Annotated in this window: 13 protein-coding genes; 4 read left to right on the top strand and 9 right to left on the bottom strand. The window is 60.1% G+C overall.

Going from position 1 to position 13,820, the window contains the following annotated elements:
- Positions 1–10 precede the first annotated feature (10 nt).
- From lpxK to AC1DIG_RS17845, 4 genes are all read right to left on the bottom strand, one after another.
- The gene (gene lpxK, locus AC1DIG_RS17830; RefSeq protein ID WP_477768355.1) at positions 11–1,021 is read right to left on the bottom strand and encodes a tetraacyldisaccharide 4'-kinase; all 1,011 of its coding nucleotides are present in this window, start codon (positions 1,019–1,021) and stop codon (positions 11–13) included.
- A complete protein-coding gene (locus AC1DIG_RS17835; RefSeq protein WP_477768356.1) occupies positions 1,021–1,449 on the bottom strand; it encodes an ExbD/TolR family protein in 429 nt (142 codons plus the stop codon). The genes lpxK and AC1DIG_RS17835 overlap by 1 nt, the downstream gene beginning before the upstream one ends.
- Positions 1,446–2,081: a MotA/TolQ/ExbB proton channel family protein gene (locus tag AC1DIG_RS17840; RefSeq protein ID WP_019689340.1), complete on the bottom strand. Its 636-nt coding sequence runs from the start codon at positions 2,079–2,081 to the stop codon at positions 1,446–1,448. The genes AC1DIG_RS17835 and AC1DIG_RS17840 overlap by 4 nt, the downstream gene beginning before the upstream one ends.
- 110 nt (positions 2,082–2,191) lie before the next feature.
- Positions 2,192–4,426, bottom strand: coding sequence for a DNA internalization-related competence protein ComEC/Rec2 (locus AC1DIG_RS17845; RefSeq protein WP_477768357.1), 2,235 nt, complete (start codon positions 4,424–4,426; stop codon positions 2,192–2,194).
- Positions 4,427–4,561: 135 nt separating this feature from the next.
- Here AC1DIG_RS17845 and AC1DIG_RS17850 point away from each other — a divergent pair, with 135 nt between their 5' ends.
- Entirely contained in the window at positions 4,562–5,101 is a 540-nt protein-coding gene (locus AC1DIG_RS17850) for a DUF2062 domain-containing protein (protein ID WP_477768358.1), read from the top strand.
- A gap of 838 nt (positions 5,102–5,939) precedes the next feature.
- Complete coding sequence (locus tag AC1DIG_RS17855; protein ID WP_477768359.1) at positions 5,940–6,305, top strand: DUF6124 family protein; 366 nt, start codon at positions 5,940–5,942, stop codon at positions 6,303–6,305.
- Between the two features lie 258 nt (positions 6,306–6,563).
- On the opposite strand, the gene AC1DIG_RS17860 is transcribed toward AC1DIG_RS17855, so the two are convergent.
- The 4 genes from AC1DIG_RS17860 to AC1DIG_RS17875 form a co-directional block, all read right to left on the bottom strand.
- A complete protein-coding gene (locus tag AC1DIG_RS17860; protein WP_019689336.1) occupies positions 6,564–7,343 on the bottom strand; it encodes an ABC transporter permease in 780 nt (259 codons plus the stop codon).
- Entirely contained in the window at positions 7,340–8,272 is a 933-nt protein-coding gene (locus tag AC1DIG_RS17865) for an ABC transporter ATP-binding protein (RefSeq protein WP_477768360.1), read from the bottom strand. Before AC1DIG_RS17865 ends, AC1DIG_RS17860 begins: the two co-directional genes overlap by 4 nt.
- 133 nt (positions 8,273–8,405) lie before the next feature.
- Positions 8,406–9,029 (bottom strand): glutathione S-transferase family protein, encoded by a 624-nt coding sequence (locus tag AC1DIG_RS17870; RefSeq protein ID WP_477768361.1) that lies wholly within the window; start codon positions 9,027–9,029, stop codon positions 8,406–8,408.
- 45 nt (positions 9,030–9,074) lie between these two features.
- Positions 9,075–9,734, bottom strand: a complete 660-nt coding sequence (locus tag AC1DIG_RS17875) for a transglutaminase-like domain-containing protein (protein ID WP_477768362.1) — start codon at positions 9,732–9,734, stop codon at positions 9,075–9,077.
- A gap of 250 nt (positions 9,735–9,984) precedes the next feature.
- Here AC1DIG_RS17875 and AC1DIG_RS17880 point away from each other — a divergent pair, with 250 nt between their 5' ends.
- Both AC1DIG_RS17880 and AC1DIG_RS17885 read left to right on the top strand, forming a co-directional pair.
- Positions 9,985–12,432 (top strand): acyl-CoA dehydrogenase, encoded by a 2,448-nt coding sequence (locus tag AC1DIG_RS17880; protein ID WP_477768363.1) that lies wholly within the window; start codon positions 9,985–9,987, stop codon positions 12,430–12,432.
- Between the two features lie 95 nt (positions 12,433–12,527).
- Positions 12,528–12,926: a PA2817 family protein gene (locus tag AC1DIG_RS17885; protein ID WP_477768364.1), complete on the top strand. Its 399-nt coding sequence runs from the start codon at positions 12,528–12,530 to the stop codon at positions 12,924–12,926.
- 126 nt (positions 12,927–13,052) lie between these two features.
- Here the strand turns inward: AC1DIG_RS17885 and AC1DIG_RS17890 are convergent, their stop codons facing one another.
- On the bottom strand, positions 13,053–13,817 hold the full coding sequence (locus tag AC1DIG_RS17890) for an ABC transporter ATP-binding protein (protein WP_145015524.1): 765 nt from the start codon (positions 13,815–13,817) through the stop codon (positions 13,053–13,055).
- Positions 13,818–13,820 lie beyond the last annotated feature (3 nt).

Below are 13,820 nucleotides of genomic sequence, written 5' to 3' on the forward strand. Positions count from 1 at the left end.
TAAAAGCGTTTTAAGGCAAAAGACGTGCGGGCAACAGCCGCATCAACTGCGTGTCGAACCAGGCCACGAAGGCCGGCGATGGCGCAGCATCGACCGTCAGATACCACCAGTCAGCGGCCGCGAAGGTTCGGCATTTCACCGCATCCTTCTCGGTCATCACCAACGGTAGCGACGGTGTGAAATTCAAGGCCGCCGCGCTGTATTCGGCGTGATCGGCAAAAGCATGTGGAACAGGCTGCCAGTGTAGCGTTTCAAGGGTATTGAAGAAACGTTGCGGATTACCGATTCCAGCCACCGCGTGCAGGGCCTGACCGGCAGGGAAATGCTCAAGCGAGCGGCGTTCGCCCGTCAGCAGGTTGACCAGCGCGGTTGGCTGCAGCTGGAAGGCAAAGCCGTCGTCTCGATCTGTCGTGGCGCCGTTGTAGAGCAGCGCATCGACGCTTTGCAGGCGTTCGACCGGTTCACGCAGAGGGCCCGCCGGCAGGCAGCGTTTATTGCCCAGTCCGCGTGCGGCATCGATCAACACCAGCTCAAGATCGCGCGCCAGACGGTAATGCTGCATGCCATCGTCAGACAAGATCAGATCCAGCGGCTCAGCGGCCAGCAGTGCCTGCACGGCGCGACTGCGATCGGGGTCAATCATCAACGGCACGCCGGTGCGCTGGACGATCAACAGCGGTTCATCGCCAGCGACGGCTGCACTCTGTTCGGCTTCGACCCGCCAGGGCAGTTGCGGCGGTTTGGCGCCATAACCACGACTGACCACGCCCACCCGCAAACCACTACGCTGGCAGTGTTCAATCATCCACAGGATCAACGGCGTCTTGCCGGTACCGCCCACCGTAATGTTGCCGACCACGATCAGCGGCACCGGCGGTTGGTAGATCTCACCTTGGCCTGCCAGAAACCGTTCGCGCTTGGCCGTGACCACGCGCCGGTACAGCCACTCCAGTGGCTGCAACAGTTTCAGCGCCGGATGACCAGCGTACCAGGCGGCGAGCAAACGATCGGACATGGCCATCAGGGTGCCGGCGCCGCCTCGACGGTGGTCATGCGCAAGTGGGTGAAACCCAGCTTGCCCGCAGCATCCATCGCCGTGACGACGGCCTGATGCTGGGTTTTGCCATCGGCGCTGATGGACAGCGGTGCCTTGGTGTCGCCGTTGGACTCCCTCTTCAAGGCGTCGATCAGGCTGGCCAGATCGTTCTTCGGCAACAATTGATTGTTGACCGAAAACACTCCGTCGGCGCTGATGGCGATGTCCAGTGGCTTGATCTGCTGGTCTTCGGCAGGCGACCCGCTGACAGCTTCCGGCAGGTCGACGCGCAGCTGGGTTTCACGGGTAAAGGTGGTGGTCACGACGAAAAACAGCAGCAGGACAAACACCACGTCGATCAGCGACACGAGGTTGATGTCCACGTTCTCCCGTTGCTTGCGGCGGAATTTCACGCTTTGCCCTCAGCCAGATCGACGTCACGGTCGCCCTGCACCACTTCAACCAGCTTGATGGCTTCCTGCTCCATGCCCACGACGAGTTCATCGATGCGCCGTTGCAGGAACCGGTGGAAGAACACCGACGGGATACCGACGATCAGGCCCGAAGCCGTGGTGATCAAGGCTTTGGAAATACCGCCGGCCAGCACCGCAGCGTTGGTGGTCATGCCGGTGCTCATGAACGAACTGAAGATATCGATCATGCCCAACACCGTGCCGAGCAGGCCGAGCAACGGCGCCATGGCGGCGATGGTGCCCAGCGCGTTGATGTAGCGTTCCAGCTCGTGGATCACTCGGGCAGCGGCCTCTTCGATGCACTCTTTCATGATCTCGCGACCATGCTTGGAGTTGGCCAGGCCCGCCGCGAGGATCTCGCCCAACGGTGAGTTGGCGCGCAGTTCCTTGAGTTTTTCCTTGTTGAGTTGCTTGTCCTTGATCCAGACCCAGACCTGCCCGAGCAAATGCTCCGGGGTCACACGGCTGGCCCGCAAGGTCCAGAGACGCTCGGCAACGATCGCCATTGCCGCGATGGAACTCAGAATGATCGGCAGCATCATCCAGCCGCCGGATTTGACCAATTCCCACACAGTGACAGTCCCCTCGAAAAAGTCCGCCACTTTAACATACAGACTCGACAGAGAGACCCGACACGCCACAGACCGTGTGTCGCATGGCGCGCCGCGCTGATGACCGGTGGTTATTGGCTGACCAACGGCGGTGCACGCCAGAAACGTGGTTGCTGGCGCAGTGACTCGGGCGCCTCGAACGCCCCCAGACGCAAACGCAAGGCGCCCTGCTCGGCGCTGTCATAAACCTGCATACCCAGCTTGCGATAACGCGCCAGCACTTGCGGATGCGGATGACCGAACGAATTGTCGTGCCCACGAGAAATCAACACAGCTTTAGGCGCCAATGCCGTGAGGAAGGCCATCGACGATGAGCTGCGACTGCCGTGATGCGGCGCCTGTAGCCAGTCGGTCGCGACCGCCAGCGGACTTTCCAGCAACGCCTGTTCGGCCCGGGCGTCAATGTCGCCGGTCAACAACAGGCGCTCGCCGTTGGCTTCGATTTGCAGGACGCAGGATTTCTGGTTGCTTTCGCTCGCCCCGGACCATTGCCAAAGCGCAAAACCCACACCGTCCCACTCCCAGCGCTGACCGCTCTCGCAGGCTTGCGCGTGCAACTCGGCGGACAGTGCTTCGGGATCACCGCTGAGCACCTGCGCTACCGGCAATCCGCGTGCGACCGAGCGCGCGCCACCGGCGTGATCGGCATCGGCGTGACTGATCAGCATCACCTCCAGCTTGCGAACACCGAGCTTGCGCAACGACGGCAACACCACCCGCTCGCCCAGGTCGAAATCACCGAAACGCGGACCAGCGTCGTAGAGCAACGTGTGATGACGCGTGCGGACCACGATGGCCAGGCCTTGGCCGACGTCCAGTTGCCAGATTTCAGCCATGCCGTCAGGCACCGTTCTGAGTGGCGGGAACACCATCAACAGCAACATCGGCCAGCCCAACAACCGCATGGGCAGGCCCTTGGGCAACAACAGTAGAAAAGCGCCAAACGCACTTATCCCCCAGACCCAAAGGGGAATTGCCGGGGCAACCCATGCCGGTATCCGCCCGGCCACCAACGCCAGACCGTTGAACAGCACGTCGAGCAAGCCGCCGGCCAGCCACAACAGCCCTTCGCCGACATAAGGCAGCGGCAGCAACAATGTCCCCAGCAAGGCCGGGGGCAGCACCACCAGACTGATCCAGGGCACCGCCAGCAGATTGGTCAGCGGACCACTGAGGCTGATGGGCAAACCGAGTATCAGCAGAAACGGACACAAGCCTATCGCGATCAGCCATTGCGCCCGCGTCCAGGTTTGCCACCAGCGCCAGGCGCCCAAGCGGCCGCTGAAGGTGAAGATCAGCACCGCCACCGCTGCAAATGACAACCAGAATCCCGGCTGCAAACTGGCCAGCGGCTCAAGCAATAGCACTGCATTCAATGCCAACAGCAATGGCCACCAGGCACCCAAATGGCGAAACCGCAGGCGCCATAACAGCACCAGACCAATCATCACGCAGGCCCGGCGCACCGGCACCTCGAAACCCGCCAGCAATCCATAACCGAGCGCTGCCGCGAAGGCCATGCCGCAGGCCCACGGCAGCCAGGGCAATCTCCGTGGCCACAGTCCATAACGCGCCAATCCGGCAATCAGCAGATAAACCATTCCGGCCAGCAAACCGATGTGCTGCCCGGAAATCACCAGCAAATGCACGGTGCCGGTGTCTTGCAACACGCGCCAGTCTTCGCTGCTCAATCCAGAGCCGTCGCCCAGCACCAGCGCCGCCAACGCCCCCTCTCGCCCTTGAGCATCGACCGCCAGCAAACGCTGGCGAACAGCATCACGCCAGGCCCCTTGTGCAGGCCGAAGCAACTGCCCGTCCTTGACGCTTCCCGTAGCGCCGATGCGTTGTGCCAGCAACCAGGCGTCGTAATCAAAGGCCTGCGGATTGAGCAGCCCCGTGGGGCGCTTCAATTTCACCGCCAGTCGCCAGCGCTCGCCGCTGTTGACGGTCGGACCGGCGTACCAGGCCAACCGCATCAAACCGGGCAAGCGTGTGCGCCGCGATTCGCCATCGGCCAATTCGAAACGTGCCACGCCTTGCGCGTTCTGCGGCAAGCCGACGACTCGTCCTTCGACCCAACGGGTTTGCCCGTCGAGATCCGGCGCCAAACGATCTGCCAAAGCCCAGTGCGCACTGGCACACGCCCAGCTGAAACCGAACAGAAAAAACGCCAGTGGATACGTGCGAAACGGCAACAGCATCAATGCCAGTACGGGCAGCAACAGCAGCAGCCCGATCGGTGGCAACACCGGTAAAAATCGCAAGGCCAACAGACCCAACGCGAGCGCCAACATCCCTGTGCGCATTAGCCTGTCCTTGAGAGTCCCCTCTCTTGGATTAGCCGAGTGACCAAAGTCTGCGTTTATTAATTGTCACAAAGTCTGAACGGGCGCTCCGTAGAATCCGGGCATACTTGCCGCTTGAACCGACCGAGAAGCCTTATGCCCCGGCGCTTATTCAAACGTTACATGCCAGACCCGACCAGCATCCGGGAACACAAATCCTTACGCTTTCTCGGCACGCTGCTGCACGACCCGAATCTCTGGCACCTCAATCGGCATTCGGTTGCGCGCGCCATGGCCATCGGCGTGTTCGCCGCATTTCTACCGATTCCGTTGCAAATGCTGGTGGCGGCAATGCTTGCCATTTGGCTGCGCGGCAATATTCCGATTGCGGTGAGCCTGGTCTGGCTGACCAACCCGATCACCATGCCCGTGGTGTTTTACTGCACCTATCAGACCGGCGCCTGGCTGATGGATGTCCCCGCCCGCAGCCTGCCGGATGAGCTGACGTGGGAATGGATCAGCGGTGAGCTGTCGACTCTTTGGCAACCGTTTCTGCTGGGCTCGGTGGTGACTGGCCTGGTGCTCGGCGCGTTGGCCTATTGCCTGACCATGATCTACTGGCGCTGGTGGGTCGGCCGGCAATGGAAGCGGCGCAGGCAAAGTCGGATTCTGATCCAAAATCCCCCCTCACCCTAACCCTCTCCCTAGGGGGCGAGGGGACTGACCGAGGTGTTCTTGCGAATTACATCGACCTGAAAGTCCGAGTCGAACTCAGGTTTTGAAAGGCCTGGAGATCTGCTCCCTTTCCCCTCTCCCCCGTGGGGAGAGGGCTGGGGTGGGGGGTGGTTCTTGAGCCTGGCGAACAGCCCGAAGCATTCCTCGCAAAGGTGACGTTAACTAACCGGCATAAACCTCTGGGGTGCCGTTTTTGATGGGAATGCAGCCCGTGACGCTCCGCGTCACTGACCTCCCAAGAGGCGTTTCTTTGCGGCGCATGGAAACGATCAAACAGCCAATTACAGAGCCGCCGCCCCCGCCCGTAGCAGCTGTCGAGCTTGCGAGGCTGCGTTCGGCCGCGAAGCGGTCGTAAAATCATGCAACACGTTCTGTCAGGTAAACCGCGTACGCAGGATTTGCGAGGACTCTGTCCTCGAACGCAGCCTCGCGGGCTCGGCAGCTGCTACGACGGGTGTTTAAGCTTGCCTACACAGTGCCCATCAGAGGCTACAACGCCTTGCGTCACGGCCTACACCTACGCCAGAATCCGCCGGCTTGTGCGCTTTGGTCCTCGCTTCTATTGTTCTCCTGTCGCTGCCCATCAGCGATCGGGTTTAGCAGCTCGGAGGTTTCACGTAGGTGCACTGCACTTCAGAAATTCAGGTATTCCATCCCTGAACTCTATGGTGGCTGTGCGCAGGGCACCCTCGGGTGCGCCGGTTTTTCGTGATTCCTCCCGGTCTGCTAACCTGCGTACAGCCGCCACCCTTTCGTTTAGCAGCGAATCGGTGGTAGCTCCAAAGAGGAAATTACGACAATGTTCAAACCAACTCCAAATCCGCCCGAAACCGATCCAGTTTCTCCCTACGCCTCCCTCGACTCAAAAGAACTCCACGCCGCCGCACACCGTGCGCTCGATCATTACCTGGTGCTGCCGGAAACCAAGACGTTGTTAGCCGACCGACGCCCCGGCTGCATTTTTGTCATCGCCCCCGACGTCGACAGCGAAACCCTGCTGGCCCACGCCTGCGAGACCCTCGCCTCGGTCAATGTCATGGCCAGCGATCTGGCGTTTGAGCTTGAAGGCCCCAAACGCAATACCGCGCTGGCGATTCAGCAGATGATTTCTCTGGCCGAGTTGGCGGTGAATCGGGCGCTGGATCATCTCGATCCACCGGAGTAACGGATAAGAACGCGGCGCCCGTAGCAGCTGCCGAGCCTGCGAGGCTGCGTTCGGCCGCGAAGCGGTCGTGAAATCAGGCAGCGCGTTCTTTCAGGTAAACCACGTATGCAGGATTTGCGAGGACTACGTCCTCGAACGCAGCCTCGCAGGCTCGGCAGCTGCTACGAATTTTTGGTTCGTCTGGTAAACCGCGTTATCGTTCATCGCGGGCAAGCCTTGCTCGGTGAGGTTCAAGACGGTATCTACGGGGATGTGTGTTTACGTGCGCATCCCGCGTCCGCTGACCAGCAACCGCGCGCAACCGATGTACAGCACCACGGTTGCTACCAGCATGAAGGTAATGGCGATGCTGATCTTGATGTCCGAAACACCGAGGATGCCGTAACGGAAAGCGTTGACCATGTGCAGCACCGGGTTGGCCAGTGACACGGTCTGCCAGAACGGTGGCAGCAGGCTGATCGAGTAGAACACCCCGCCCAGGTAGGTCAACGGTGTCAGCACGAACGTCGGGATAATCGAGATATCATCGAAGTTGCGCGCAAACACCGCGTTGATGAAGCCCAGCAGCGAAAAGATCGTTGCCGTCAGCAACACCACCAGCAGGGTAATCCCCAAATGGTGAACTTGCAGATGAGTGAAGAACAGCGAAAGCAGCGTCACGATCACGCCCACCGCCAAGCCACGCAGCACTCCGCCCACGGTGTAGCCGATCAGAATGGTGTGCGGCGAAACCGGTGAAACCATCAGTTCCTCAATGGAGCGCTGGAATTTGCTGCCGAAGAAGCTCGAGACCACGTTGCCGTAGGCGTTGGTGATCACCGACATCATGATCAAGCCCGGCACGATGTATTCCATATAGGTGAAACCACCCATATCTCCGATTTGCCGGCCAATCAGATTACCGAAGATCACAAAGTACAGAACCATGGTGATCGCCGGCGGCAGCAGAGTCTGCGGCCAGATCCGGGTAAAACGCCGGACCTCACGGTAAACAATGGTATTGAGCGCAACGAGGTTGGGCTTCAGTTCAGAACTCATACGGCCACCTTCGCCAGATTTTTCTCCACCAGAGACACAAACAACTCCTCGAGGCGATTGGTTTTGTTGCGCAGGCTCAGCACTTCGATGTTCTGCATGGCCAACTGACCGAACAACGCGGTGATGCCGACGGACTTGTCGACCTGGACTTCCAGGGTGTGACTGTCGAGCAGGCGGGTCGGATAGCCATTCAGTTGCGGCGCGACCGTCATGGCGTTCTTCAGGTCCAGCAGGAACGTCTCGACATGCAGCTGGCTGAGCAGGTTACGCATGCTGGTGTTTTCGACAATCGTGCCGTGGTCGATGATGCCGATGTTGCGGCACAGCTGCTCAGCCTCTTCCAGGTAATGCGTGGTGAGGATGATGGTGATGCCTTTCTGGTTCAGCTCGGTGAGGAAGGTCCACATCGAGCGACGCAGTTCGATGTCCACGCCGGCAGTCGGTTCGTCGAGGATCAGCAGGCGCGGTTCATGCACCAATGCGCGCGCAATCATCAGTCGACGCTTCATGCCGCCCGACAATGAGCGTGACGGCACATCGCGCTTGTCCCACAGGCCGAGCTGAGTCAGGTATTGCTCAGCGCGCTCCTTGGCGACTTTGGGCGGGATACCGTAGTAACCGGCCTGAGTCACGACAATGTCGAAGGTCTTTTCGAACTGGTTGAAATTGAATTCCTGCGGCACCACACCGATGCAGCGCTTGAGCGCGGCCGGGTTGCGGTCCAGGTCGTGGCCAAAGATATTCACCGTCCCGCTGGTTTTGTTCACCAGGGTCGAGAGAATGCCGATGGTCGTGGATTTGCCGGCACCGTTGGGGCCGAGCAAGGCAAAAAAGTCACCTTCGGCGACATCCAGATCGATACCACTCAAGGCCTGGAAACCGTTGCCGTAGGTTTTGGTTAGCTGCCGGATGGACAGAGCAGAACTCATATCGGATTTACGCACCAAGAAGGGAAGTCAGGAATAAATAAGAGCGGGCGGCGACCCATGCAACCGCGGCGCATAGACGCAATGGTGCTTGGCGACGCCGCACAAGTACAGTCAAGTGTGTTGATAGTCAGTATTAAGTCAACGCGGTCATGACGGCTTTTTGATATGCCGGACGTTGCTTCAGTCGCGCATACCAGGCTTGCAGATGGGGCATTGGCGCTCGCTCGATGGGCATCTCGAACCAGGCATAGATGAAGCTGCCCAACGGAATATCGCCCGCGCCGATCTCGTCGCCGGACAAATAAGGCTTCTGCGCCAATGCCTGGTCGACCATCGAAAGCAATTGCTCACAGGTTTTCTGCGCCGCGTTGATCGCGACCCAATCCTGCTGATCCGCCGGGGTGCGCAATACACCCCAGAACACCTGGCGAAAAGGTTCGGCAAACGACGAAGTGGTCCAGTCCATCCACTTTTCTGCGCTCGCCCGGGCCTGCACATCGGCCGGGAACCACTTCGAACCCGCCGCGTGACGGGCAGCCAGGTAACGCACGATGGCGTTGGATTCCCACAGCACAAAACCGTCGTCTTCAATCACCGGTATGCGGCCATTGGGGTTCATCGCGCGATATTCCGGTGTGTCGACCACACCAAAAGCCCCGCCCGCATCCTGCGTTTCGTAGGCCAGCCCGAGCTCCTCGGCGCACCACAGTGCCTTTCTGACATTCGACGAATTTTTCCGACCCCAGATTTTCAGCATGACCGCTCCTCGATGGATGAATGCCGGAGCAGTCTACGCCCCGGATCAGGCGCGACTCAAATCACTCTGCATGTCGCCCAACAGGGCTGGCGACTGCTCACCGAACAAATGCGGGTAGAGTTTTTCCAGGTACTCGAAGAAGAATGCTTCGGGCACATCGGCGAACTGGCCATGGTCGACCAGGTACTCCATCGACTGCTGCCCCTGGCGATTGAACGGGTGGAAGATGCTGTCATTGATCCCATCGAACTCCAGCGCCGGCACATCGAACAGCTCACAGAGTTTCTGGTTGAACGCCGGTGTGGCCTTGACCCAGCGGCCCTGCAAATACAACTCGGTGTAACCGTGCATGGCGAACACGTCACTCTTGAGCAACTCGATCAAGCGCGGGGTCGACAGGTGATTGCGCACATCCGCGAGACCGATCCGCGCCGCGATTCCACAGTGCCGCGCGCAACCGGCCAGCAACGTGGCTTTAGGCACGCAGTAGCTCTCGCCGGCGGCCAGTGCATAACTGCCGCGCAAGGTCGCGGGATCACGGCTGAAGGTGTAGGGGTTGTAGCGCACCGCTTCACGCACGGCGTAATACAGGCTCACCGCCTGCTCGACCGGGTCACGGCTGTTGCCGCGATGCCGTTCAGCGAACTCCACCACCGCCGGGTGGTCACTATCGATGAAGCGGCCGGGGCTCAGATACTCGTGCATGAGAAAAATCTCCTGGGGAAGCCATGAGTCTATCGACAGACCTAGCACAGAGATAACGACGTTTCGGCCAAACATCAGAGCGTTGTCGCACGCTCGGCGAAGCTTTTTTATAGCGTTCGTCAACGCTTTCACTCACGAAAATCACCGCTGTTTCCCACGATTTCAAACACATTGCTCTGACCACCCCGTTTTGCAGATGCCGTCTAAGCTCTGAAGGTGGTTTTGACCCTGGCTTCACGGAGGATTGAATATGCTGTTGTTGTGGATACTGGTTCTGGTGGTCGGGATTGCCTGGCTGGCTCACCGCCGCATCGCGCCCCTGCCCGCTCTGGGTATCGTGGCGGTCTATCTGCTGGCGATGGGAGTCTTCAGCCACGCTCGAGGCTGGCTGCTGCTGATTTTCTGGATCGTGCTGGCCGTCGTCGCGGCGCCCCTGCTGCTGCCCGACCTGCGACGCAAATACTTCAGTGCCCCGCTGTTCAACTGGTTCCAGAAAACCCTGCCGCCGATGTCGCAAACCGAACGCGACGCCATCGATGCCGGCACCGTCTGGTGGGATGGGGAGCTGTTCAGCGGCCGTCCGGACTGGAACAAACTGCTGTCCTACCCCAAAGCGCAGTTGAGCGAAGAGGAACAGGCGTTCATCGACGGCCCGACCGAAGAACTCTGCGCCATGGTCAGCGACTGGCAGATCGGCCAGACGATGGACCTGCCGGCCGAGGCCTGGGCGCACATCAAGCAGAATGGTTTTTTTGCCCTGATTATCCCCAAGGAATTCGGTGGCAAGGGGTTTTCCGCCTACGCCCACTCACAAGTGGCGATGAAACTGGCCACCCGCAGCGGCGACCTGGCCTCAACCGTCATGGTGCCCAATTCCCTCGGCCCGGCCGAACTGTTGCTGCATTACGGCACCGATGAACAACGCAACCATTACCTGCCCCGCCTGGCGCGTGGCGACGACATCCCGTGTTTCGCGTTGACCGGCCCGCTGGCCGGCTCCGATGCGGGCGCCATGCCTGACACCGGGGTGATCTGCAAAGGTGAATGGGAAGGCCAGGAAGTCCTGGGTCTGCGGCTGAACTGGGAAAAGCGCTACATCACCCTGGGCCCGGTCGCCACCCTGCTCGGCCTGGCGTTCAAGGCGTATGACCCGGACCATCTGCTGGGTGACGAGGAAGACCTTGGCATCAGCCTCGCGTTGATCCCGACCGACACCGCCGGTGTGGACATCGGTCGACGCCACCTGCCCCTCGGTGCCGCCTTCATGAATGGCCCGAACTCCGGCACGGACGTATTCGTACCGCTGGACTTCCTCATCGGCGGCCAGGAGATGCTCGGCAAAGGCTGGATGATGCTGATGAATTGCCTGTCGGTCGGACGTTCCATTTCGCTGCCGGCAGTCGGCACCGGGGCGGCCAAGTTCACCAGCCTGGTGACCGGTCAATACGCTCAGGTTCGCGAGCAATTCAACGTGCCGCTGTCTGCCTTCGAAGGGATTCAGGAAGCGCTGGCACGTATCGGCGGCAACGCCTGGATGATGGACGCCGCGCGGATGCTCACCGCCAACGCGGTGGATCTCGGCGAGAAACCTTCAGTGCTCTCGGCGATTCTCAAGTATCACCTCACCGAACGTGGTCGTGAATGCATCAGCCACGCCATGGATGTGCATGGCGGCAAGGCGATCATCATGGGCCCCAACAATTACCTCGGGCGCAGTTGGCAAGGCGCACCGATCTTCATCACGGTGGAGGGCGCGAACATTCTTTCGCGCAACCTGATGATCTTTGGTCAAGGCGCGATCCGCTGCCATCCGTTCGTGCTCAAGGAAATGGCCCTCGCCAGCCGTGAAGACAAGGACCAGGCACTGAAGGAGTTCGACGGCCTGCTGCTCAAGCACATCGGTTTCGCCGTGAGCAACGCCGCCAGCACCCTGGTGCTGAACCTCGGCTTCGGGCATTTCGAACAGGTACCTGGAGACAAACTCAGCCAGGGCTACTTCCGTGCCCTCAACCGTCAGGCCGCGGCATTCGCCCTGCTCGCTGACCTGAGCATGATGTTGCTGGGCGGTGAACTGAAACGTCGCGAACGCCTGTCGGCCCGACTCGGCGACGTACTGAGCAACCTGTACCTGGCCTCCGCCGCCCTCAAGCGTTACCACGACCTCGATTCACCCGAGCACATGGCGCCGCTGTTTACCTGGGCCATGGAAGAGAGTCTCGGCCAGTCGGAACGGGCGCTGGATGAACTGCTGAGCAACTTCCCGAGCAAAGTGCTGGGTTGCCTGTTGCGAGTGATCGTGTTCCCGTTCGGCCGTTGTCATAAAGGGCCATCAGACACACTCGGTGCCGAAGTGGCTGCGGTCATTGGCCGGGCCAAGGGCGATCCGACGCTCGAAGAGTTGCTGGGAGGGTGTTACCGACCACAGTCGGTCGAGGACCCGGTCGGTGCCCTGCAACATGCCTGCGACCTGCTGAGCGCCGCGCAACCGCTGCAGAAAAAAATGCACTTTGCGCTCAAGAACGGGCAATTCAAACCAGAGGCCGGGGAACACGTCATCGACGCTGCCCTGGAGGCTGGTGTGCTGCAAGCCGCAGAAGCGCATACCCTGCATGAAGCCGAGGCGGCACGGCGCAAAGTGATCGACGTCGATGACTTTTCCAAAGAGCAACTTGAGCTGGCGCAGGGCAAGACCCGCTGACGCGGTGGCTCGTCCGGCGGGTCAATGATGAAAAGCGGGCGCTGGAGCTATATACTCCGGCGCCCGTTTTGCTTTTGATCTAGAGGACTCCCGTTATGCTCGACCAAATTCTCGTCCAGCTCGACCTACTGCGCAGTATCCTGGTCGCTGTCGGTGAAGCCGAGCAGGTTCCAGACGAAAGTCATGCCTTGTTCCTGGAGCGCTTCGACGAACTGCGTGCGTCGCTGCCAATCGATCCGATCGAAAGCCAATACCTGGGTCAGGACATTATTTGTCAGGTCATCACCCGTTATCCGCAAATTGCCCACATGGTCCCTCGCGACCTGTTGTGGTATTTCGCCGGCGACTGCCTGCATTACATGCCTGATGATGAAATCGCCCTGTATCAGGCACTGGAAGAACGTCGTTACGAAGCCGAACAGAACGACGAACCGTTCGACTGGAATCAGGAAAAACAACTGCTGGCCCTGTCGAACCAGGACAGCAAGCACTGATCCCAATCCACAAAGTAACTACACAACTTTGAAATACGGTCCCGGGCTGCACTCGTAGCAGCTGTCGAGCCTGCGAGGCTGCGTTCGAGGACGAAGTCCTCGCAAACTCGACAACGGAGGCAGTGCTTACTTCAGGTTGCCGCTGAGGAACTGCTTCAGGCGTTCGCTCTTCGGATTGCCCAGCACGTCTTCAGGCGCGCCCTCTTCCTCTACCCGCCCCTGGTGCAGGAACAGCACCTGATTCGAGACTTTGCGGGCGAAGCTCATTTCGTGGGTCACCATGATCATGGTCCGGCCTTCTTCGGCCAGGCCCTGGATCACCTTGAGCACTTCACCCACCAGCTCCGGGTCGAGCGCCGAAGTCGGTTCGTCGAACAGCATGACTTCCGGCTCCATCGCCAATGCGCGGGCAATCGCCACCCGCTGCTGCTGACCGCCCGACAGGAACGCCGGGTACTGCTCCGCCACGCGCGCCGGCAGGCCGACCTTGTCCAGATAACGACGAGCGCGATCTTCCGCGTCCTTCTTGCTGACTCCCAGCACCCGGCGCGGGGCCATGGTGATGTTTTCCAGCACGGTCATGTGGCCCCACAGGTTGAAGTGCTGGAACACCATTGCCAGACGGGTACGCAGTCGTTGCAGTTCGGCATCGTCGGCCACGCGCATGCCATGGTGGTCCTTGACCATGCGAATCTGCTTGCCGTCCAGGCTCATCGCGCCGTCATTGGGTGTTTCGAGAAAGTTGATGCAGCGCAAAAAGGTGCTTTTACCCGAGCCGCTGGCGCCGATCAGGCTGATCACGTCACCGGTTTTGGCCTTCAGGGAAACGCCCTTGAGCACTTCGTGGCTACCGTAACTTTTGTGTAGTTCTTCAACAGTCAATTTGTACATGTG

The organism is Pseudomonas sp. 05N431, from assembly GCF_056397005.1.